Source organism: Streptomyces sp. NPDC042201 (assembly GCF_055582185.1).
In genome coordinates, this window is record NZ_JBVJDS010000002.1 from 779,308 (window position 1) to 801,700 (window position 22,393).

Annotated in this window: 17 protein-coding genes; 9 read left to right on the top strand and 8 right to left on the bottom strand. The window is 70.9% G+C overall.

What is annotated here, in order from left to right; translation table 11 throughout:
* Positions 1–111 precede the first annotated feature (111 nt).
* The 5 genes from infB to ACZ6MZ_RS07440 all read left to right on the top strand — a co-directional run bounded on the left by infB (position 112) and on the right by ACZ6MZ_RS07440 (position 6,305).
* Positions 112–3,270 (top strand): translation initiation factor IF-2, encoded by a 3,159-nt coding sequence (gene infB / locus ACZ6MZ_RS07420; RefSeq protein WP_469350347.1) that lies wholly within the window; start codon positions 112–114, stop codon positions 3,268–3,270.
* Positions 3,271–3,408: 138 nt separating this feature from the next.
* Positions 3,409–3,702 carry a DUF503 domain-containing protein gene (locus ACZ6MZ_RS07425; protein ID WP_384192909.1) on the top strand — a complete coding sequence of 98 codons (294 nt, stop codon included), beginning with the start codon at positions 3,409–3,411 and terminating at the stop codon, positions 3,700–3,702.
* Between the two features lie 57 nt (positions 3,703–3,759).
* Positions 3,760–4,215: a 30S ribosome-binding factor RbfA gene (gene rbfA, locus ACZ6MZ_RS07430; RefSeq protein ID WP_384192899.1), complete on the top strand. Its 456-nt coding sequence runs from the start codon at positions 3,760–3,762 to the stop codon at positions 4,213–4,215.
* Positions 4,212–5,111, top strand: coding sequence for a tRNA pseudouridine(55) synthase TruB (gene truB / locus ACZ6MZ_RS07435; protein WP_384336985.1), 900 nt, complete (start codon positions 4,212–4,214; stop codon positions 5,109–5,111). The genes rbfA and truB overlap by 4 nt, the downstream gene beginning before the upstream one ends.
* A gap of 243 nt (positions 5,112–5,354) precedes the next feature.
* Complete coding sequence (locus tag ACZ6MZ_RS07440) at positions 5,355–6,305, top strand: bifunctional riboflavin kinase/FAD synthetase (protein WP_469350349.1); 951 nt, start codon at positions 5,355–5,357, stop codon at positions 6,303–6,305.
* Between the two features lie 489 nt (positions 6,306–6,794).
* On the opposite strand, the gene ACZ6MZ_RS07445 is transcribed toward ACZ6MZ_RS07440, so the two are convergent.
* The 8 genes from ACZ6MZ_RS07445 to eccE all read right to left on the bottom strand — a co-directional run bounded on the left by ACZ6MZ_RS07445 (position 6,795) and on the right by eccE (position 18,500).
* The gene (locus ACZ6MZ_RS07445) at positions 6,795–7,799 is read right to left on the bottom strand and encodes an oligopeptide/dipeptide ABC transporter ATP-binding protein (protein WP_469350350.1); all 1,005 of its coding nucleotides are present in this window, start codon (positions 7,797–7,799) and stop codon (positions 6,795–6,797) included.
* Between the two features lie 100 nt (positions 7,800–7,899).
* Positions 7,900–8,913, bottom strand: a complete 1,014-nt coding sequence (locus tag ACZ6MZ_RS07450; protein ID WP_389792171.1) for an ABC transporter ATP-binding protein — start codon at positions 8,911–8,913, stop codon at positions 7,900–7,902.
* Positions 8,910–9,839, bottom strand: coding sequence for an ABC transporter permease (locus tag ACZ6MZ_RS07455; RefSeq protein WP_389792169.1), 930 nt, complete (start codon positions 9,837–9,839; stop codon positions 8,910–8,912). Before ACZ6MZ_RS07455 ends, ACZ6MZ_RS07450 begins: the two co-directional genes overlap by 4 nt.
* Positions 9,836–10,912 carry an ABC transporter permease gene (locus ACZ6MZ_RS07460; RefSeq protein WP_389792167.1) on the bottom strand — a complete coding sequence of 359 codons (1,077 nt, stop codon included), beginning with the start codon at positions 10,910–10,912 and terminating at the stop codon, positions 9,836–9,838. Before ACZ6MZ_RS07460 ends, ACZ6MZ_RS07455 begins: the two co-directional genes overlap by 4 nt.
* Before the next feature lie 3 nt (positions 10,913–10,915).
* Positions 10,916–12,787: an ABC transporter substrate-binding protein gene (locus tag ACZ6MZ_RS07465; protein WP_469350353.1), complete on the bottom strand. Its 1,872-nt coding sequence runs from the start codon at positions 12,785–12,787 to the stop codon at positions 10,916–10,918.
* Between the two features lie 193 nt (positions 12,788–12,980).
* Positions 12,981–16,100 carry an SCO5717 family growth-regulating ATPase gene (locus ACZ6MZ_RS07470; RefSeq protein WP_469350354.1) on the bottom strand — a complete coding sequence of 1,040 codons (3,120 nt, stop codon included), beginning with the start codon at positions 16,098–16,100 and terminating at the stop codon, positions 12,981–12,983.
* 331 nt (positions 16,101–16,431) lie between these two features.
* Positions 16,432–17,217, bottom strand: coding sequence for a hypothetical protein (locus ACZ6MZ_RS07475; protein ID WP_469350355.1), 786 nt, complete (start codon positions 17,215–17,217; stop codon positions 16,432–16,434).
* On the bottom strand, positions 17,217–18,500 hold the full coding sequence (gene eccE, locus ACZ6MZ_RS07480; RefSeq protein ID WP_469350356.1) for a type VII secretion protein EccE: 1,284 nt from the start codon (positions 18,498–18,500) through the stop codon (positions 17,217–17,219). The genes ACZ6MZ_RS07475 and eccE overlap by 1 nt, the downstream gene beginning before the upstream one ends.
* Positions 18,501–18,701: 201 nt before the next feature.
* Here eccE and eccB point away from each other — a divergent pair, with 201 nt between their 5' ends.
* The 4 genes from eccB (at position 18,702) to ACZ6MZ_RS07500 (ending at position 22,363) form a co-directional block, all read left to right on the top strand.
* A complete protein-coding gene (gene eccB, locus ACZ6MZ_RS07485) occupies positions 18,702–20,255 on the top strand; it encodes a type VII secretion protein EccB (RefSeq protein WP_469350357.1) in 1,554 nt (517 codons plus the stop codon).
* Positions 20,256–20,267: 12 nt separating this feature from the next.
* The gene (gene mycP, locus ACZ6MZ_RS07490) at positions 20,268–21,539 is read left to right on the top strand and encodes a type VII secretion-associated serine protease mycosin (RefSeq protein ID WP_469350358.1); all 1,272 of its coding nucleotides are present in this window, start codon (positions 20,268–20,270) and stop codon (positions 21,537–21,539) included.
* Positions 21,540–21,683: 144 nt separating this feature from the next.
* Complete coding sequence (locus ACZ6MZ_RS07495) at positions 21,684–22,022, top strand: WXG100 family type VII secretion target (protein WP_384192043.1); 339 nt, start codon at positions 21,684–21,686, stop codon at positions 22,020–22,022.
* Between the two features lie 47 nt (positions 22,023–22,069).
* Positions 22,070–22,363, top strand: a complete 294-nt coding sequence (locus tag ACZ6MZ_RS07500; protein WP_384192041.1) for a WXG100 family type VII secretion target — start codon at positions 22,070–22,072, stop codon at positions 22,361–22,363.
* The last annotated feature ends 30 nt before the right edge of the window (positions 22,364–22,393 follow it).

Sequence of the window (22,393 nt, forward strand, 5' to 3'; positions counted from 1 at the left end):
CTCGCGAGTTGGAAGTAGGTCGAGATTGCGATGAGCACTCGATGAGTACGCGATGAGTACGCCCATGAAGTAGCGACGGTCCGGCGGTAACCCGGACCTAAAAGGAGCGAAGTGGCTAAGGTCCGGGTATACGAACTCGCCAAGGAGTTCGGCGTAGAGAGCAAGGTCGTCATGGCCAAGCTCCAAGAACTCGGTGAATTCGTCCGTTCGGCGTCGTCGACGATCGAGGCGCCGGTTGTACGCAAATTGACTGATGCCCTGCAGGGGCCCGGTGGCAACGGCGGCAAGACCGCCGCGAAGCCCGGTGCGCCCCGCAAGGCGACCCCCGCCAGGCCCGCCGCGCCCTCTCCGGCGCAGGCGGCACGTCCCGCTGCCCCCAAGCCCGGTGTCCCGGCCCCCAAGCCGGCCGCCGCCGAGGTTCCCAAGAGCAGCACCCCCTCCACCGCGCCGAGCCCCGGACCGCGTCCGGCCCCGGCCGCCCCGCGTCCCGCCGCGGCCGCGCCGAAGCCGGCGCCCGCCGCTCCGGCCGTCCCGGAGTTCACCGCGCCCCCGTCGGCCCCGGCCGCCGGTCCCCGGCCCGGTGCGACCCCCGGCCCGCGTCCTTCCACCCGTCCGACGGGTGGCCAGGGCGGCGAGCGTCAGGGCGGCGACCAGCGTCAGGGTGGTGACCAGCGCCAGGGAGACCAGCGCCAGGGCGACCAGCGTCAGGGCGGCCGCTCCGGCGGAGCGCGCCCCGGTGGTCAGGCCCCGCGTCCCGGTGCCCGCCCCGCGGGCCCGCGTCCGGGCAACAACCCCTTCACATCAGGTGGTTCCACCGGCATGGCGCGCCCGCAGGCGCCCCGTCCCGGCGGTGCCCCGCGTCCCGGTGGCCCCGGTGCCCCCGGTGGCGCCCGTCCGCAGGGCGCCGGTCAGGGCGGTCCCCGTCCGCAGGCCGGTCCCGGTGGACAGAGCGGCCGGCCCACCCCCGGTGGTATGCCGCGTCCGCAGGCTCCCCGTTCCGCGGGCGGCCCCGGCGGTGGCCCCGGTGGTAACCGTCCGAACCCGGGCATGATGCCGCAGCGTCCCGCGGCCGGTCCGCGTCCCGGCGGCGGCCCCGGTGGTGGCCGTGGTCCCGGTGGCGCAGGTCGTCCCGGTGGCGGCGGCGGTGGCGGCGGTCGTCCCGGTGGTGGTGGCGGCTTCGCGGGTCGTCCCGGTGGCGGTGGCGGCGGTGGCTTCGCCGGTCGTCCCGGTGGCGGTGGCGGCGGCGGCGCTCCGGGTCGTCCCGGTGGCGGCGGCGGTTTCGGTGGCGGCGGTGGCCGTCCCGGTTTCGGCGGACGTCCGGGTGGTCCCGGCGGCCGTGGTGGCACACAGGGCGCGTTCGGCCGTCCCGGCGGGCCCGCCCGTCGTGGCCGTAAGTCGAAGCGGCAGAGGCGCCAGGAGTACGAGGCCATGCAGGCCCCGTCCGTCGGCGGTGTGATGCTGCCTCGCGGCCAGGGCCAGACGGTCCGGCTGTCGCGCGGTGCGTCGCTCACCGACTTCGCGGAGAAGATCAACGCCAACCCGGCGTCGCTCGTCGCCGTGATGATGAACCTCGGCGAGATGGTCACTGCCACGCAGTCCGTCTCCGACGAGACCCTCCAGATGCTCGCCGGCGAGATGAACTACGTCGTCGAGATCGTCAGCCCGGAGGAGGAGGACCGCGAGCTGCTCGAGTCCTTCGACATCGAGTTCGGCGAGGACGAGGGCGGCGAGGAGTTCCTCGTGTCCCGTCCGCCGGTCGTGACCGTCATGGGTCACGTCGACCACGGTAAGACCAGGCTGCTGGACGCGATCCGCAAGACGAATGTCGTCGCGGGCGAGGCCGGCGGTATCACGCAGCACATCGGTGCGTACCAGGTCGCCACGGACGTCAACGGTGAAGAGCGCAAGATCACCTTCATCGACACCCCGGGTCACGAGGCGTTCACCGCCATGCGTGCCCGTGGTGCGAAGTCCACCGACATCGCGATCCTGGTGGTCGCGGCCAACGACGGTGTGATGCCTCAGACGATCGAGGCGCTCAACCACGCCAAGGCCGCAGATGTCCCGATCGTGGTCGCGGTCAACAAGATCGACGTCGAGGGCGCGGACCCGACCAAGGTGCGCGGCCAGCTGACCGAGTTCGGTCTCGTGGCCGAGGAGTACGGCGGCGACACCATGTTCGTCGACATCTCCGCCAAGCAGGGTCTGAACATCGACAGCCTGCTGGAGGCCGTGGTCCTCACCGCGGACGCCTCGCTCGACCTCCGGGCCAACCCGGAGCAGGACGCGCAGGGTATCGCCATCGAGGCGCACCTCGACCGTGGTCGCGGCGCCGTCGCCACCGTGCTCGTCCAGCGCGGCACGCTGCGCGTCGGCGACACGATGGTCGCCGGTGACGCGTACGGCCGTGTCCGGGCGATGCTCGACGACAACGGCAACAACGTCGAGGAAGCGGCGCCTTCGACGCCGGTCCTGGTCCTGGGTCTCACCAACGTCCCCGGCGCCGGCGACAACTTCCTGGTCGTCGACGAGGACCGCACCGCCCGGCAGATCGCCGAGAAGCGTGCCGCTCGTGAGCGGAACGCGGCCTTCGCCCGCAGGGGTGTCCGGTTCTCCCTGGAGAACCTGGACGAGGCCCTCAAGGCCGGCCTGGTGCAGGAACTCAACCTCATCATCAAGGGCGACGCGTCCGGTTCGGTGGAGGCTCTCGAGTCCTCGCTGCTCCAGCTCGACGTCGGCGACGAGGTCGACATCCGGGTCCTGCACCGCGGTGTGGGTGCGGTCACCGAGTCGGACATCGACCTGGCCATGGGCTCCGACGCCATCGTGATCGGCTTCAACGTGCGCGCCGCTGGGCGTGCCGCGCAGATGGCCGAGCGCGAAGGTGTGGACGTCCGCTACTACTCGGTCATCTACCAGGCGATCGAGGAGATCGAGTCTGCCCTCAAGGGCATGCTCAAGCCGGAGTACGAAGAGGTCGAGCTCGGTACGGCGGAGATCCGCGAGGTCTTCCGCTCGTCCAAGCTGGGCAACATCGCGGGTGTTCTCATCCGCTCCGGCGAGGTCAAGCGGAACACCAAGGCCCGGCTCGTCCGCGATGGCAAGGTCATCGCGGAGGACCTCAACATCCAGGGTCTGCGCCGCTTCAAGGACGATGTCACCGAGATCCGCGAAGGCTTCGAGGGCGGTATCAACCTCGGAAACTTCAACGACATCAAGATCGACGACGTCATCGCGACGTACGAGATGCGCGAGAAGCCGCGCGGCTGACACACAGCAACCGCTCCGGGGCCGGTCGACGGGAGATATTTCCGTCGATCGGCCCCGGCCGCTGCGTGTACGGTTCTTGTGCCCCTGCCAAGCGCTGGCAGGCGTCTGAACCCGTACCGGCGGGACATCCGGATGTGCATGTATGTGGGGACGCTGTCCTTCGATCTGCTCCTCGGCGACGTACGGTCGTTGAAGGAGAAACGCTCCGTCGTCCGGCCGATCGTCGCCGAGCTCCAGCGTAAATTCGCGGTGAGCGCGGCGGAGACCGGCGACCAGGACCTCCATCGCAGGGCCGAGATCGGTCTGGCGGTGGTGTCCGGCGACTGGGGGCATCTCACGGATGTGCTGGACCGGTGTGAGCGCCTGGTCGCCGGCCATCCCGAAGTGGAGCTGCTGTCGGCACGACGGCGGCTGTACGGCGACGATGACTGACCCGGCGCCACGACTGACCTGCTCGACAAGAAACCCAGAAGGAAGAGTGACGGACCGGTGACCGACAACGCGCGGGCCCGCAAGCTGGCCGATCGGATCCAGGTCGTGGTCGCGGAGACCCTGGACCGGCGTATCAAGGACCCGCGACTGGGCTTCGTGACCATCACGGACGCCCGGGTCACGGGCGACCTGCGGGAGGCCACGGTCTTCTACACGGTCTACGGCGACGACGAGGAGCGTGCGGCCTCCGCGGCGGCTCTGGAGAGCGCCAAGGGCGTCCTCCGCTCCGAGGTGGGCCGCCAGACCGGCGTCCGCTTCACCCCGACGCTGGCATTCGTCCCCGACGCCCTGCCGGACAACGCCCGCACCATAGAGGATCTCCTCGACAAGGCGCGTGCCAAGGACGCGGAGGTACGGGAGGTGTCGACCGGCAAGACCTACGCGGCCGGGGCCGACCCGTACCGCAAGGACGAGGACGAGGACGACGACACGGACGGCGCCGCCGCGGAATGACTCAGCAGACCAGGACGCCCGACGGGCTTGTCATCGTGGACAAGCCGTCGGGCTTCACTTCGCACGACGTCGTCGCCAAGATGCGCGGGATCGCCAAGACCCGGCGCGTCGGCCACGCGGGCACACTCGACCCCATGGCGACGGGCGTCCTCGTCCTCGGCGTGGAGCGGGCCACCAAACTCCTCGGGCATCTCGCGCTGACCGAGAAGGAGTACCTCGGCACGATCCGGCTGGGGCAGGACACCGTCACCGACGACGCGGAGGGGGAGATCACCTCCTCCACCGACGCGTCCGCGGTCGGCCGTGAGGCCATCGACGCCGGGATCGCGGCCCTGAGCGGCCCCATCATGCAGGTGCCGTCGAAGGTCAGCGCGATCAAGATCGACGGCAAGCGGTCGTACGCGCGCGTGCGCGGCGGCGAGGAGTTCGAGATCCCAGCCCGTCCGGTGACCATCTCCTCGTTCCGGCTGTACGACGTCCGCGAGGGCGTCGCGGAGAACGGCACCCCGGTCCTCGACCTGGTGGTCTCCGTCGTCTGCTCCTCCGGTACGTACATCCGCGCCCTCGCCCGTGACCTCGGCGCGGGCCTCGGGGTCGGCGGTCATCTCACCGCGCTGCGCAGGACCCGGGTGGGTCCGTACGCGCTCGACGCGGCGAAGACGATCGACCAGCTCCAGGAGGAGCTGACCGTCATGCCGGTGGCCGATGCCGCCGCGGCCGCGTTCGCCCGCTGGGACGTGGACGAGAAGACGGCCAAGCTACTGCTCAACGGCGTACGGCTCGACATGCCCTCGTACGAGACGGGGCCGGTCGCCGCGTTCGATCCCGAGGGGCGCTTCCTGGCCCTGGTCGAGGAGCAGCACGGCAAGGCGAAGAGCCTCGCCGTCTTCGGCTGACCCGGTGGCCCCCGTGGAGCGGACAGGCACGCCTGCCCGCTCCACGGTCCCCCTCCGAGAGGGGTCTGTCCGCCGCGCACCCGTCTTTCACCCCTCCGGGCAGGCGCTTGGGGGGCACTGCGGGTGCACTCGGGGGGCGCGTTCGGTTCCGGTGCCGATGCGGGCAGCCGGCGCCGGGCATGGCAGTCTTAGAGCTGCGTAATCAGCAATGACGTACACGTTTTCGTGCGAGGAGCGGTCACAGTGCAGCGCTGGCGTGGCTTGGCGGACATTCCCCAGGACTGGGGGCGCAGCGTCGTCACCATCGGCTCCTACGACGGGGTGCACCGCGGGCACCAGCTGATCATCGGCCGGGCCGTGGAGCGGGCGCGGGAGCTGGGCGTGCCGTCGGTCGTCGTGACCTTCGACCCGCACCCCAGCGAGGTGGTACGGCCCGGCAGCCACCCGCCCCTGCTCGCCCCCCACCACCGGCGTGCGGACCTGATGGCGGAGCTGGGCGTGGACGCGCTGCTGATCCTGCCGTTCACCCTCGACTTCTCGAAGCTGTCGCCGGCCGACTTCATCGTCAAGGTGCTGGTCGACAAGTTGCACGCCCGCGCCGTCATCGAAGGCCCGAACTTCCGCTTCGGCCACAAGGCGGCGGGCAATGTCGCCGTCCTGTCCGATCTCGGCGTGACGTACGACTACGAGGTCGAGGTCGTCGACCTGTACGTCACCGGCGAGGCGGGCGGCGGCGAGCCCTTCTCGTCCACCCTGACCCGCAGACTGGTCGCCGAGGGCGACGTCGCAGGCGCCGCCGAGATCCTCGGCCGGCCGCACCGCGTCGAGGGCGTAGTGGTACGCGGCGCGCAGCGCGGACGCGAGCTCGGCTACCCGACGGCCAACGTGGAGACCCTGCCGCACACGGCGATCCCGGCGGACGGGGTCTACGCGGGCTGGCTCACGGCCGACGGCGAGCGCATGCCGGCGGCGATCTCGGTCGGCACGAACCCGCAGTTCGAGGGCACGGAGCGGACGGTGGAGGCGTACGCCATCGACCGCGTCGGGCTGGATCTGTACGGGCTCCATGTGATGGTCGACTTCTTGTCGTACGTCCGGGGCCAGCAGAAGTTCGAGTCGATCGAAGCACTGCTGGAAGCCATCGCGGACGACGTAAAACGCTCCCGAGCCCTAACCAAGGAGTATGACGCGTAGCGCGTCTGAGGGCGCGGTGATCCTTGGCGGGGGCCGGTGTTCGGGTGCGGGTTGTCGCCGGGTGCGGGTCGCCGTCCGGCGGGGTGCGGTGGTCTTGGCCGGGTGCGGGTTGTCGCCGGGTGCCGGGCAGGGGTGGTGTCCTGGACTGCATGATTTACGGCGCGTGCGGACCGGATCCCGGGTGCGGGATTGTCGAGCGCCACAAATCACGCTCTACGTCCTGGACACCACCCCTACCCGTCCCCCTTCACCTCCCGCACAGACCCCCACCCTCACCCCTCCCCAAGCGGGGCGCGGGGCCGCCGGCGGGAGGGGGTCGGGGGTGCAGGAGGTGCGTGTCCGGACGTAAAGCGTGATTTGTCGGCGCACACCGAGCCGCACCCGACAAGTGAGCCGCACAGCGCCGTAAATCATGCAGTCCGGACACGGACCTCCGGAACCCCCGGCACCCGCACCACGACGAACGGCCCACGCCCGCCCCGCGCCCCCCTACACGCCAGCCCAGTGGCAAGCGACCTGCGCCGCGTCGACCCCCGTCAGTATCGGCAGCGCCGCCGTACGGCATCGCTCCGCCACCCCCGCCCGCTCCGCCTCCCCCGACGCCAGCACCTGGCAGCGCGCGTGGAAGCGGCAGCCGCCCGGGATGCGCGACGGGTCCGGCGGCTCGCCCGTGAGGACGACCGGCTCCTCGCCCGACTCCGGCAGGACCGACAGCAGCGCCCGCGTGTACGGATGTTGCGGCGCCGTCAGCACCTGCTCGACGGGGCCCATCTCCACGATCCGGCCGAGGTACATGACCGCCACCCGGTCCGCGATGTTCCACGCGAGACCCAGATCGTGCGTCACCACCAGCGCGGACAGCCCGAGTTCGTCGCGCAGCGACAGCAGCAGCGCCAGGATCTCGCCCCGTACGGACGCGTCCAGGGAGGCCACCGGCTCGTCGGCGACGATCAGTTCGGGCTTCAGGACGAGCGCGCCCGCGATGACGACCCGCTGGCGCTGGCCGCCGGACAGCTCGTGCGGGTAGCGCAGGAAGAACCGCTCAGGCGGCCGCAGCCCCGCACGGGACAGCGCCTCGGCGACGGCTTCGCGCTCGTCGCCCGGGTAGCCGTGGATCCGCAGGCCCTCGGCCACCGCGTCGTACACCGTGTGGCGCGGGTTGAGCGAGCCGCTCGGATCCTGGAGCACCAGCTGGACGCGCTTGCGGTACGCCTTGAGGGCGCGGGAGCGGTACGCCAGGGGTTTCCCGGCGAAGGTGACCTGTCCCTCCGTGGGCGGCACCAGACCCAGCAGGGCCCGCGCCAGCGTGGTCTTGCCGCAGCCGGACTCGCCGACCAGGGCGACGATCTCCCCGGCGCCGATGTCGAGGTCGACCCCGTCGACGGCCCGGGCGGGCGGGGCGCCGCGCCGCCCGGGGAACGTGACGTTCAGTCCGGTGGCCGAGAGCAGCGGAGCGGAGAGCGGCGGGGCCGCGGGCGAATGGGCGGTCGTCATGGGTGGCTCCTGAGGGGTGGCCGTCCGGCGGCCGTACAGGCGTGGCCGAGCGGGTACGGCCCGGAGAGCGGTGCGGCGCGGCGCGTACACCGGGCGGCCGTCATGACAACGGCTCCGCCGCCGACTGCTGTGCGGGGACCGTCGCGCCCACGTGCACGCAGGCCGCGTGCCGGCCGGGCCCCGCGGCCCGCAGCGTCTGGTCCTCCTGGGAACAGATGTCCAGCGCGACCGGGCAGCGCGGATGGAACGTACAGCCGGGCGGCAGCGCCGACGGGTCCGGCGGATCGCCGGGCAGTCCGCGCGGGGCACGCCGCGACGCGAGGTCCCCGATGCGGGGGAAGGCGGCGGAGAGCGCGCGGCCGTACGGGTGCTCCGCCGCGTCGTACACCGCCCGCGCCGGACCCTCCTCGACGATCCGGCCCGCGTACATGACTGCGAGCCGGTCGCAGGTGTCCGAGAGGACCGCCAGGTCATGGCTGATCATCAGCAGGCTGATGTTCTGTTCGGCTACCAACTGCTCGATCAGCCGCAGGATCTGCGCCTGGATCATCACATCCAGTGCGGTGGTCGGCTCGTCCGCGACGATCAGCCGGGGATCGCAGGCGAGCGCCATCGCGATCATCACGCGCTGGCGCTGTCCGCCGGAGAGCTCGTGCGGATAGGCGTCGGCGCGGGCGGCCGGCAGCCCGACCTGTTCCAGCAGCTCGACGGCCCGCCTGCGGGCGGCGGCCGGTGTGGCGTGCTGATGCAGCAGCACCGGTTCGGCGATCTGGTCCCCGATCCGGTGGACCGCGTTGAGCGAGTGCATGGCGCCCTGGAAGACGATCGACGCCCCCGCCCACCGTACGGCGCGCAGCCGGCCCCACTTCATGGTGAGGACGTCCTCACCGTCGAGCAGGATCTCGCCGGACAGTTTCGCCGTGGGCGGCAGCAGCCGGAGCAGCGCGAGCGCCAGCGTGGACTTGCCGCAGCCCGACTCGCCCGCGATGCCCAGCTTCCGGCCGGAGGCGACGCTCAGGTCGACGCCTCGTACGGCGGGGACGGCGGACGCCCCGGAACCGTACGTCACATGCAGGTTCTTGATCTCCAGCAGACTGGCGGACGGCGTACTCAACGGGACACCCCCAGCTTCGGGTTGAGCACGGCCTCGATCGCACGGCCGCAGAGCGTGAAGGCCAGCGCGACGCACGCGATGGCGATACCGGGCGGCGCCAGATACCACCAGTGCCCGGAGGAGACGGCGCCCGCCTCACGCGCGTCCTGGAGCATGCCGCCCCAGGAGACGATGGTCGGATCGCCGAGGCCGAGGAAGGCGAGCGTCGCCTCGGTCAGGATGGCGTTGGAGATACCGAGCGTGGTCTGGGCGAGCACCAGCGGCATCACGTTGGGCAGCACATGGCGCGCCATGATGTGGCCGTGCCCGCCGCCGAGCGCCTGGGCGCGTTCGATGTACGGACGGGACTCGACGGCGATCGTCTGCGCCCGCACCAGCCGCGCCGTCGTCGGCCAGCTGGTGACGCCGATCGCGATGATCACCGTCCAGATGGACCGGGACATGACCGTGGCCAGCACGATCGCCAGTACGAGTGTCGGCATCACCAGGAACCAGTCGGTGATCCGCATGACGACCGTCGCGAACCAGCCGCCGTAGTGCCCGGCGATGATGCCGACCAGCGTGCCGATGGCCACCGACAGCGCGGCGGCCAGCAGCCCGATGGTCAGTGAGATCCGGGCGCCCCAGATCAGCAGACCGAGCAGTGACCGGCCGAACTGGTCGGTGCCGAGCAGGAATTCACCGCTGGGCGGCTCCAGGGCGGTGCCCGGCGCGTTGGTCACGCTCTGCACGTCGCCGCCGACGAGCAGCGGGGCGAAGAGCGCGGTCAGCGCGATGAGGGCAAGCCCCGCGAGGCCGAGGAGCCCGGCCCGGTGGGTGCGGTACTGCTTCCAGAAGCGGGTCACCGAGCCGCGTCGGCGTGCCCACGCGAGCGAGGAGGCGGACGGGAGCGACGGAGTCGGCGGCGGGGTCTTCGCGAGAGTCATCGGCCCACCCGGGGATCGAGCAGCGGATAGAGCAGGTCGGCGAGGAGGTTCATCAGGATCATCGCGCCGGCGAAGACCACGAACAGCCCCTGGACGAGCGGCAGATCGGGCACGCTCAGCGCCTGGTAGAACAGCCCGCCGAGCCCCGGCCACGAGAAGACCGTCTCGACGAGGATCGAACCGGCCGCCACATGGCCCAGATTGATGAAGACCATGGTGACGGTGGGCAGCAGGGCGTTGGGCACCGCGTGCCTGCGGCGTACGAGATCGTCCCGCAGCCCCTTCGCCCGCGCCGTCGTCAGATAGTCGCTGCCCATCTCGTCCAGCAGCGAGGACCGCATCACGAGCAGCGTCTGGGCGTATCCGACCGCGACGAGCGTGAGCACCGGCAGCACCATGTGGTGCGCCACGTCGAGGACATACCCGAAGCCGGACGAGTTGCCGGACTCCATACCGCCGGTGGGGAATATGCCGGGGATCGGGCCGATGCCCACCGAGAAGGCGATGATCAGAAGCAGCCCGAGCCAGAAGGACGGTACGGACCACAGCGTCAGCGCCACGCCGGTGCTGATCCGGTCGCCGAGGCTGCCGTTGTACCAGGCGGAGCGGGTGCCGAGCCAGAGGCCGAGCGCCGAGTAGATCAGCACGGCGGCGCCCGTGAGCAGCAGGGTCGCAGGCAGCTTCGCGGCGATCAGCTCACCGACGGGCGCGTGGAACTGGTACGAGGTGCCGAGGTCACCGGTCAGCGCCTTGGCGCAGTAGTCGGTGAACTGCTGCCACATCGGCAGGTCCAGGCCGAACTGCCGGCGCAGCGTCGCGAGTTGCTCGGCGGACGTGGGCACGCCGTGGGTCATGGCCTTGACCGGGTCACCGGGGATGATCCGGAAGAGGAAGAAGCTGGTGACGAGGACGGCGAGCAGCGAGACGGCCGCGCCGCCCAGTTTGCCCGCGACATACAGCGGATACGCGGTCCTGGTACCGGAGGCGGAGCGGGGGGCGGAGCCGGACGGCCCGGTTTTCACCGGGCCGTCGACTGCGTCCCGCACCACACCGGGGGTGCTTGCGGTGCTCATGGGTTATTCACGGTCTTCCGCGGTGGAACGGCGACGCATCATGACGAAGAGCCCCAGAGCGGCGGCGAGCACGACGGCGGCCCCGATCCCGATGAACACACCGGTCGAGGAGGAGCTGTCGGAGCTGCTGCTGTCAGCGGCCGGCACCGCGGACCACCAGCTCCAGTAGCCGTCCTGGCCCCAGAGGTTGCCGGCGGCCTCCGGCATCGTCTTGATGGACTTGATCTGGTCGGTACGGTACGCCTCGACCGCGTTCGGGTAGGCCATGACATTCATGTACCCGGTGTCGTACAGCCGTGACTCCATCTGCTTGACGAGATCGGCGCGCTTGGCGGTGTCGTACTCCGCCGCCTGCTGTGCGTAGAGGTCATCGAACTGCTTGTCGCAGATGAAGTTGTCCGTGGCGCCGCTGTCCTTGGGCGTGGCGGGGAGCGCACCGCACGTGTGAATGGAGAGGACGTAGTCGGGGTCGGGGTTGACCGACCAGCCGTCGAAGGCCAGGTCGTAGTCGCCCGCGAGCCAGGGGTCGGAGACACTGTCGAGACACTCGACCTTCAGCCCTATGCCGAGCTGTCCCCACCACTCCTGGAGGTACTTGCCGATGGCCTTGTCGTTCGGGTCCGTGGCGTGGCAGAGGATACGGAAGTCGAGCGGCTTGCCGTCCTTGCCGACGCGCTTGCCGCTGCCGTTCTTCTTGTAGCCGGCCTGGTCGAGGGTCTCGGCCGCCTTGGCGGGGTCGTACGCGATCTTCTGGGTGTCCGAGGGCTGCCAGAAGTACGTGCCGAAGCGGGGCGGGATGTAGCCCTGGCCTTCGACGGCGTGGCCCTGGAAGACCTTGTCGATGACGGTCTTGCGGTCGACGGCCTGGAAGAGGGCCTTGCGGACCGCCGGGTCGAGCAGCGCCGGATGGCCGTTCCCGAACTTCTTGCCGTCCTTCGACTTGGCGCCGGGGTTGGTGGCGAGGGCGTAGAAGCGGCGGCCGGGTGCGTCGTTGACCTTGATGTTGTCGGCGCTCTTCAGCGCCGCGGCCTGGGCCGGCGTGAGGTTGGAGACGAAGGACACCTCGCCCTTCTGCAGCGCGGCGACGGCCGCGTCCCCGTCCTTGTAGTACTTGAAGAGCAGTTCGTCGAACTTGGGCGCACCGCGCCAGAAGTCCTTGTTCGGCTTGAGCTTGATGTACTGGTCGACCTTGAAGTCCGTGATGACGAACGGGCCGTTGCCCACGATCGGGAACGTCTTGTCGTTGTTGAACTTGGAGAAGTCACCGACCTTCTCCCAGATGTGCTTGGGCACGATCGGCACATCGAGGGCCGTCATCGTGGCCTGAGGCTTCTTCAGCTCGATGACCAGGGTCGCCGGGTCGGGCGCGGTGACCTTCTTGAAGTTGGCGGTGAAGTTGCCGTTGGCGGTGGCGGCGTTCTCGTCCGTCATCATCTTGTTGAAGGTCCACGCCGCGTCCTCCGCGGTGGCCTTCTTGCCGTCGGACCACGTGGAGTCGTCGCGGATGGTGAAGGTCCACGTCAGCTTGTCCGCAGACGGCTTCCACGCGGTCGCGAAGCCGGGGATGGTGTGCGCGTCCTTGGCGTCGTAGTTGGTGAGGTACTCGTACGACAGCCGCATGATGCTGGTACTGACCAGTGTCTGCGCCAGGAACGGGCTGAGGGAGTCGACGCTCTGGCTGACCGCGACGGTGAGGACCTTCTTGCCGTCGTCCGCGGCCTGGGCCTGCTGGGGCGCCGGGAGCACCGGGCTGAAGGGGATCACGGTCCCGGCCACGAGCGCGGCGGCGGCGGCACCGGAGGCCAGGAGAAGACGGAGGCGGGGGCGTTGCCGGGCGGGCTGCCGCTGAATACGCGGGAGAACTCTTAGGACCATGGGGCGGTGACCTCGTGTCATCACTCGGACGGAGAAGCCGGGTTAATTCTGGCCAACTGGTGAAGCGAAGGTTTATCAGCGCTCGTCCGGCCGCGTCAACGGCCACTCAAACACCGTGTGGGCTGCGGGAATGCCCTGAGGGTCCACACCGTGAACACGGTGCGGACCCTCATTGGTCTAAACCTCTGTTGCCTTACTGCTGAGGCGCTGGCGGTGCCTGCGGGGGCTGCTGTTGCGGCCATCCGCCGGGCGGGACAGGACCCTGCAAGTCGGGTCGGCTCTGCTGCGGGTGGGGTTGCTGTGGTCCGTACGGTCCGTGCTGATCAGGCTGCCCGGGGTGTCCCGATTGCTGCCAGCCCTGCTGCGCGCCGGGTCCTGGCGGCGGACCCGGCTGCTGCGGCGGGTAGGGATACTGCGGGTGCTGTTGCGGGTGCTGAGGCTGCTGTTGCGGATGCTGAGGCTGCTGGGGATACGGGTACTGCTGCGGCGGGTACGGCTGACCCTGCGCCGGCTGGCCGCCGGGGCCGGGCATCGGCGGCACGAGGTGCGGCGGCGGCTGGCCGTCCGCCGTCCACAGTCCCTGCGCCTGCTGGGCCCGCGCGAAGTCCTCGGCGACCAGCGCGGAGAGATTGAAGTACGCCTCACGCGTCTTGGGACGCATCATGTCGAGGTCCACCTCGGCGCCGGCCGACAGATGCTCGTCGAAAGGCACCACGATCACACCGCGGCAGCGGGTCTCGAAGTGCTGCACGATGTCATCGACCTTGATCATCTTGCCGGTCTCGCGCACCCCGGAGATAACCGTGAGGGAACGCTGCACCAGGTCGGCGTACCCGTGCGCGGACAGCCAGTCGAGCGTCGTCGAGGCACTGCTCGCGCCGTCCACGGACGGTGTCGAGATGATGATCAACTGGTCGGCGAGGTCCAGCACGCCGCGCATCGCGCTGTAGAGCAGACCGGTGCCCGAGTCCGTGAGGATGATCGGGTACTGCTTGCCCAGGACCTCGATCGCGCGCCGGTAGTCCTCGTCGTTGAACGACGTGGAGACGGCCGGGTCCACGTCGTTGGCGATGATCTCCAGACCGGAGGGCGCCTGCGAGGTGAACCGGCGGATGTCCATGTAGCTGTGGAGATACGGGATCGCCTGGACCAGGTCCCGGATGGTCGCCCCGGTCTCGCGCCGGACGCGGCGGCCGAGCGTACCGGCGTCCGGGTTGGCGTCGATCGCCAGGATCTTGTCCTGCCGCTCGGTGGCCAGGGTGGATCCCAGCGCGGTGGTCGTCGTGGTCTTGCCGACTCCGCCCTTGAGGCTGATGACCGCGATCCGGTAGCAGGAGAGCACCGGCGTACGGATCAGGTCGAGCTTGCGCTGACGCTCGACCTCCGCGGCCTTCCCGCCGATCTTGAAGCGCGCGCCGGCGTTCGGATTGCGGCTGCTCCTGGCCTTCTGCTTGTTGTTGCGCAGCAGCCGGTCGGAGGACAGCTCCACGGCGGCCGTGTAGCCGAGCGGTGCGCCCGGTACGGAACGCTCGCGATGGTCGTGCGCGACGGGGGAGGGCCAGGCGGCGCCGGAGCGGGGATCCACCGGCGGCGCCCCGGTCACGGGCTGCTGCCCCTGCTGCGCCTGGTGGGGATGAGGGGGCTGCTGGCCCGGCCGGCCCTGCTGGGCCGGGAGGTTCGGTGTGGGCTGCGCGGGCAGATGGGGCGCCTGCGGAGGAAGGGGTACGGGCGCGGGGGCACCCGGCTGACCCTGCTGGCCCGGCTGACCGGGGTATCCCGGCTGTCCCGGCTGCGGGAACCCGTAGCCGCCCTGCGGTGGTTGCGGTACGGGGGCTCCCGGATGGCCCGGGTGACCAGGCTGACCGGGCTGCGGGAATCCGTAGCCGCCCGGCTGACCGGGCTGGGGGAAGCCGTACCCGCCCTGCGGGGTGGGCTGACCGGGCGGGCCCGGCTGGACGGCGGGCGGCTGCGGCGCCGGAGCGTACGGGCCGGGCTGCCCCTGCTGGCCGGGCTGTCCCTGCTGGTGAGGGAAGCCGTAACCGGCGGGCGGGACCGGGGCGTTCGGCCCGGGTCCGCCGGGCGGCAACTGGGCAGGCGGCACCGGGGCGGGCGGCAACTGCGGTGCCTGGCCGGGCTGTCCATGCTGTCCGGGCCCCGGCAGTCCCTGTTGGTGCGGGAAGCCGTACCCGCCCTGCTGCGGCTGCGCGGGCCAGGCGTTCGGGGCCTGCGGGAGGCTCGGCGGCTGCGGCTGCGGCTGCGCCGGGGCCTGCGGCGGAGCGGACTCCTCGGCGGTCTGTGCCGGTACGGGCCACTGCGGCGCGGACGTCGGCGCGGCGGGCTGGAACGCGGGCGGCAGCGGAGGCAGTCCGGGGCCCTGGAGGGCCGGCGGCTGAGCAGACCAGGGCTGCCCCTGCGCGGCCGGGGGAGTGTCCTGCGGCTCATCGGCGGGCACGGCGCTCTGCGGCACCGCATCCGTGATCGTGTCCACGGGCGCGGCGTCGGCCGGCTCGTCGGCGTCGGCCTCGCCGCCGACGCGCTCGTCCTCCTCCTGTGCGGGAACCAGGTCCGGGACACGCTCGGGATCCCCGGCCTCGGCCGGCTCAGGACCCTCGTCCGCCGCGGCCGGATCAGCCGCGGCCTCCGGCGCGTTGGGCACCTCGGCCTCGTCCGTACCACTACCGGACGTGTCGGGCTCCACGGCCGCGGCGGGCTCGGTGACATCCGTGGACCACGGTGCGTCGGGGGTGCCCGGGCTCTCTTCCTCGGCGCTGCCGGCTCCCTCGGTCCCGCCGGAAGCGGCGGTCGCGTTGTCCTTCGCCGCTTCGTGTTCCGCGATCTCCCGCTTGAGCGCGGCCGGGGAGAACCGCATGGTCGCCCCGCTCTCCAGATCGCCGCCGCCGAACGGCTCCGGGGCTCCGGACGAGGCGTCCGACGCCTCGGCGACCGGCAGAGCGGGAGGGGGAGCAGACGCCGGGTCGGCAGCAGGCGCAGGCGCCGGGTCGGGGTCGGGTGCGGGCGGGGGAACCTGCGCGGACGGCGGCGGCTGCGGCGCCCAGCTCGGCTCGTACCCACTGCCCGCCGGCAGCCCCGGCACCGCGACGGGCGCACCGTCGGGCGGCGGAGGTGAGTGGGTGAAAGGGGGTGCGCTCGACGCACCACCACCGGACGTGTCCCCCGGCGCGTTCTGCGTGTACCAGGCGGGCGGGGTGTAGTCGATGGTGAACTCACCCGTCATCTCGGGCTCCGCGTCGGACTGATCGTCCGCGGGCGGCCGGTTCCAGCCTCCGCGGATCTCGTCCCGATCGCCGTTCACTTTGCCTCCTGGTGTGGTCGAGCACCCTTGTGCCGTGGTGGGTGGGGCAACCGAATCCGTATGTCCCGGTCCGCCCGGCTCTCCCGTTACGACGCGGCCGCCCGGCTCGCAGGTTCTCCGTGCCGCGCCCGCACCCACCCTAATCGCCAACGGCGCGGGTACGTCAGGGCGGACAGCCCGTCAACCGCCGGTCCGTACGTCACTTCCTGTCCCCAAGTGAACAGATGAGGAAGGGGTGTTCGGCAGGGGAGTGGTCAAATCCGTATATCTCCATACGAGATCCTGGCAAAACCCACACAGGCCGGGCGCACCAGGTGCGTCCGGCCCGGCTTCAGTCCATCCGGCGCGCGCTGCCCAACAATCCGGTCTCGGCGTCCGTCGCCTGTGTCATCACGAACTGCCGGTCCCGCGCCGTGCACCACAGGGTGACCCCGTCGGCCAGCGTGGACAGCGCCTCGGTCTCGGCCCGGGGCAGGCTCATGATCCGGCCGATCTGCGTGGCCTCGTCCGGCGACACCCGCTGGATGCCGACCAGCCCCGACTTCTCCATCAGGCGCGGCGCCACCGGGCTGAGATACGGCAGCAGCGTCATCACGGACTGCCAGGGGGCCGACACCACGCGCCCGCGCGGCGGCCGCATCCCGCAGTCACGCACCACGACCACGGGGCTGCCGGCCGAGGCGCCCTGCGGCGGCACCCGCCCCACATCGTGCAGGGTGATGCACGGCTGCCCGCCGCCCGCCGCCTGGGCGAGTCCGGTCCAGGCCGGGGCCCGGCCCGTCTCGACGGCGATCCGCGCGCCGGTGGCGGCCGAGCGCAGCACCAGGACCTGTGCGGTCCACAGCCCGCCGATCAGCGTGATGTCGTACGGCGTGGGCCGGTTGACGCCGAGTACGGCGGGTCTGTTGGCCGCGTCGACGCCGATCACCACACCGTCGTCACCGACCGGCAGCGCCAGCGACTCCAGCTGGTCAAGCGACAGGGAGTGCCGCTCGCGGCGCGGTCCGATCAGCCCGAAGCCGATCCGCGGCTTGCCGCCGTTCCTGGCAGGCGCGGGCCGGGGCGCGGCCGTGGGCGTCGCGGCGGACATGGAGGCGGGTGAGGTCGGTACGGACATCAGCGGGTACCCCCGAGCGGCAGTGTGGCGAGCATTCCGGGCAGCTGCTCACGGTCGAGCCGTACGAGCCCGGTCTTCACCCCGCGGGCCGCGCGCTCCAGTTCATGGCGGGAGGCGACCAGTTCCTCGTCGCTGCGCCCGGTGATCCGCACATGCCCGCTGACCGTCACCCCCTGCCGCTCCCCGCGCCCCAGGGTGAGGCTGAAGGTGGTGGCGAGCGCCGGGATCGACGTCAGCAGCGCGACCAGCTGCGGCATGGCGGCTCCCTCGCCGCCCAACTGCGGCCAGCGGCCCACCCAGTACGTCGTGTGCCTGCGGTCGTCACAGCGCCAGGTGCGCGAGGTCTCCTTGGTGCGCCGCCCGGGCGTGTCCGTCCGTCCCGCCTGGGCGATGGCCAGCGGATTGGCGCAGGACGAGATCGCGATGGCCGCGGTCAGCTCCTGCTCGGTCAGTACGGTCGTACGGAACCCGGCGCCGGTCAGCCGGCTCGCCAGCTGGTCGGCGGACCGCACCACACACTTCTGGGCGCCCGCCAGACCGCCGCCCCGCGCGGCCACCGCCTCGGGGCACAGCTCGGGATCGAGCTTGAGCGCGATCCAGGTGATCCGGATGGCGGGCGAACCCGTCTGCGCCTGCAGCGGCGCGTAGTTGCGTGCCGCCACCGACTGCTGCGGCAGATGCGGGGCCGGCGCGGGCTGGGTGTGCTGCACGATCTGCGCCGACTCCAGCCGGATGCCGTCGACGTCCAGCACATCCCGTATCAGGGCGATGGGCAGCGGCCGGGCGGACCGGTCGGGCCGCAGCGCCGTGGCGTCCGACTCGATCTGCAGCACCGCCGTCAGGAACGTGCCGTCACCGATCATCCCGACCGGGCGCCGGTCACGGTCGCTGTACGAGTACGTCCGCAGCGCCGGGTCGCACTCGACGGCGGGCGCGAGCCCTGGTTCCGTACCGGCGGGAAGCGTCAGGGAGGCAGCCCTGCGATTGCGGGCCCGCAGGGCGAAGACGGTCGTCAGCCACTCGGGCAGTGAGCGCCGGTGCCTGCGCACCACAGCCAGCAGCACCAGCAGGGCGGCGGCCACGACGGCCGGCACGAGCAGCAGCGGATCGATCACCCACGCGACCAGCAGCAGGGCCGCGGCGATCTCGATCAGTACGAGTTGTTGCATTCGGAACGGTCCGAAATGCCCCGGGCGTGCCCTCAGTCCCGGGGCGGCGGAGCCCCCGGAGGTGGCGGAGGACGGAGCGGCCGTGGCGGGCCGCGTCCGCGTCGCGGAAGCCATGATGGTGAAACCCCCCAATTCGTACCGATCACCCTGCTGGGCCTGGGTGTTGGCAGCTGGATCACCCTACCCGCCACACACGCACACCCGGCCTACAGGCATAGTAGGGGGCCGGTCCGACAGTCAGGCGGGGCCCGGGGGACACACCGATTCGCCCTGCCGCTGCGGGGAGACCGCGCCTTTTTTCACCGATGGGGACTCATGGCATCACGGCGGGATGAGCTCAACGCGTACACCTTTGCGAAGAAGCGCACGGTGGCCGCATTTCTCCAACCATCACCCACAGGTACGGAGGAGGGAGCGCCCAGGCCGCTGCGTGCCGTCGTCCCGAGCCTGATCGTCGGCGCGCTCATCCTGGCCGGGTTCGGTGCCTGGGGCATGTTCAAGCCCACCGCGCCCAAGGACTGGGCCGCGCCGAACAAGAACGTGATCGTCGGCAAGGACTCCACCACCCGCTACGTGGTGCTGAACACCCCGGGCAAGGGCAAGGAGAAGGAGACCCTCCTCCACCCGGTCCTGAACCTCGCGTCCGCCCGACTGCTGCTCACGCCACAGCAGTTCGCGGTCATCCAGGTCCCCGACAAGATCCTGGACTCCGGGAAGCCCCCGCGCGGTCCGATCCTCGGCATTCCGTACGCGCCCGACCGGCTGCCCACCGACAAGGAGGCCGCCGAGCCCAAGCGGTGGGCCGTCTGCGAGCAGCCCGGCGGCGGCAAGGGCAGCAGTGTCCAGAAGGCTGCCTTCGTCTTCGCCGACCGCGACTTCGCCAAGACCGAGGGGAAGCAGCGGCTGACCGGCGGCCAGGTGCTGTACGTCAAGGGCCAGGACGGCGCCCGCTATCTGGTCGACGCGGGCGGCACCAAGTATCTGATCGCCGAGACGGCGGACGACGACGGGCACCTGACCAACGCCCTGGTCCGCAGCCGCGAGCCGCAGGCCGTCACCGACGACTGGCTGGCCACACTGCACACCGGCAGCCCGGTCACCTTCCCCGAGATCCCGGGGGCGGTCGGCACACCGGCGAACGTCCAGGGGCAGCTGTCCCCCGAAGAGAACAAGATCGGCATGGTCCTCAAGACCGAGACCGGCGACGGCACGAGCCACTACGTGGTGCTGGCCGGCAAGGTGCAGCCGATCTCCGAGTTCACCGCCTGGCTGCTGATCAACTCTCCGCAGACCGCGGAGCTGGATCTGACCAGCGAGGCGCGCTCGGTCGGCCTCCAGGACTTCGTCCCCGACGCCAGGACCTTCGCGGGCCAGGCCCCGCGCTGGCCCGACAAGAGGGCCGACCAGGTCAACGCGATCGGCGGCGACGGCGCCCGCGACACGGTGTGCAGTGTGCTGCGCGAGGTCGACGGCAAGGGCAGCCCGAAGCTGTCCACCTGGGCCGGTACGGCCTACCCCGCGGACATCACCGCCGGCGGCACCAGCACCTATGTCACCCCCGGCAGCGGTCTGCTCTTCACCCAGGTCCGGGGCCGGCAGACCACCCCCGACGGATCACTCTTCCTGGTGACGGACACCGGGCTGCGGTACGCGGTCCAGGCGAACGGCGACAGCGACGCGGCCCGTTCCGACATCGGCACCGGCGGCGACCAGAAACAGCAGGACGGCCGGCCCGAGCCCAGTGAGGCGCAGGTCCGCCTCGGCTACGAGAAGGTCACCCCCGTTCTTGTCCCGATCGCCTGGTCGGAGTTCCTGTCCAAGGGCCCGCGGCTCGACACCAACAGCGCCCGCCAGCCCCAGGGTTCGTAGGGGAGTGCGATGATGCCGAACCGAACACCTGCCCGGCACACGAAGGCCGCGCTGCTGGTCTGCGCCACGGCCCTGACCGGCCTGACGGCCCTGCCCCCGGCCGCGTACGCCGGGGAACCGCGCCCGGCTGCGCCTTCGCCGCTCGCGCTGGACGGCAGTGGCGAATGCGCCTTCCCGATGAAGAAGCAGATCGCGGGCACCCCGTGGGCCCTTCAACGGGTGATGCTCGACGAGTTGTGGCAGGACACCAAGGGCAAGGGCGTACAGGTCGCCGTCATCGACACCGGTGTCGACAACGCCCACCCCCAGCTCAAGTCGGCGGTCGACGCGTCCGCGGGCGCCGATCTCCTCAAGGGCGGCACGAGTGACGGCACGGTCGACGAGGTCGGCCACGGCACCAAGGTCGCCGGGATCATCGCCGCGCGCCCCCTCGACGGCACCGGCTTCGTGGGGCTCGCCCCCGAGGCCACGATCATCCCGATCCGCCAGAACGACGAGAAGAACAGCGGCAAGGACACCACGATGGCCGAGGCGATCGATCACGCGATCACCAAGGGCGCCGATGTCATCAACATCTCCCAGGACACGACGAAACCCCTGACGCCGGACTCCACCCTGGGGCAGGCCGTGCGGCGGGCGCTCGACAAGGAGATCGTCGTCGTCGCCTCGGCCGGCAACGACGGCATGGACGGTAAGTTCAAGAAAACCTATCCCGCGGCCTTCGACGGGGTCCTCGCCGTCGCCTCCTCCGACCGCAACAACGAACGCGCGGCCTTCTCCCAGTCCGGTGACTTCGTGGGGGTCGCGGCGCCGGGCGTGGACATCGTCTCGACCGTTCCCGGCTACGGCCAGTGCGTGGACAACGGCACCAGCTTCTCCGCCCCGTACGTCGCCGGGGTCGCCGCGCTGCTGCGCGCCAAGCACGGTGACTGGGAGGCGCACGAGATCGTCGCCCAGATCGAGCAGACCGCCGAGCGCAGCATCAACGGCCATGACGGCTTCGTCGGCTGGGGAGTGATCGACCCGGTCCGCGCCCTGAACGAGGACGACCGCGCGCCCCAGTCCCCCCGGCCCGACCCGGGACCGCCCAAACCGCCCGCTCCCGAGCCCGCGCACCTGGCGATGTCCGAGACCGCCGAAGAGCGCACGGAACGCCTCGCGACCTACGCCCTCGGTATCGGCGGGGTACTGGTCGCGGTCGTCGCGGGCACGGCGACGGTCATCAGGGACAGCCGCGGGAAGGCGGCCCGGCGGGCCGCGCGGCGGCCAACTCTCCATGAATGACTTTGCAGTTGGAACTGTCCTACCGAGTAGCTAAAGTTACCGGCGGGGTCATGCGAGTGATTCCACACGGGGGCGGCATCCAAATGCTTCCCGTCCAGAGCGCCTCCAGGGCGCACATGCAGGAAGACAGGAAGAAGGGGCAAGATGTCGAAGGATCTGAATGTAACCACTGAGGAACAGGTCCTCCTCGCCAACAAGATCCAGAGCTTCCACGACGAGCTGCAGAGCCGTATCACCTCCCTCAACGGTGTGGTGGACCGCATCCAGGCGGGCTGGCAGGGCGCCGCCAGCCGGGAGTACGACGTCGTCCAGGAACGCCTGAACAAGCGGCTGCGGGACATGCGCGTCAAGCTGATCGAGCTCGAGGAAATCATGCGGATGAGCGCCGACGGCTTCACCCAGCAGGAAGAGGAGCGCATCGCGTCCTTCCGGCGGATGGACGACACCACGGCGGGCCAGAGCGCCATCCTCGGCATGGCCTGACCAGCCGTCCGCCACCTTCCGCCGCATTCCGTCTTGAGGAGCATGACATGACCACTGCCGTCAATTACGACACCGTGACCCAGGCGGCCGGTGACGTCCGGCTGACCGCCACTCAGCTCACCCAGGAGCTCGAGACCCTGATGGGCCAGGTCAACCGGGTCGCCCAGAACTGGGACGGTGAGGCCAAGACCGCCTACCACGAGAGCCAGCTCGTGCTCACCCAGCAGATGGACGGCATGAACCAGGACCTGAACCGGATCGCCACACTGCTCTACGAGTCGGTCGTCGGCTACCAGGACACCGACAAGGGCAACGCGGCGCGCTTCCGCATGCAGATGTAGCGCTCCGCCGGGTACACGACAAAGGGGGTG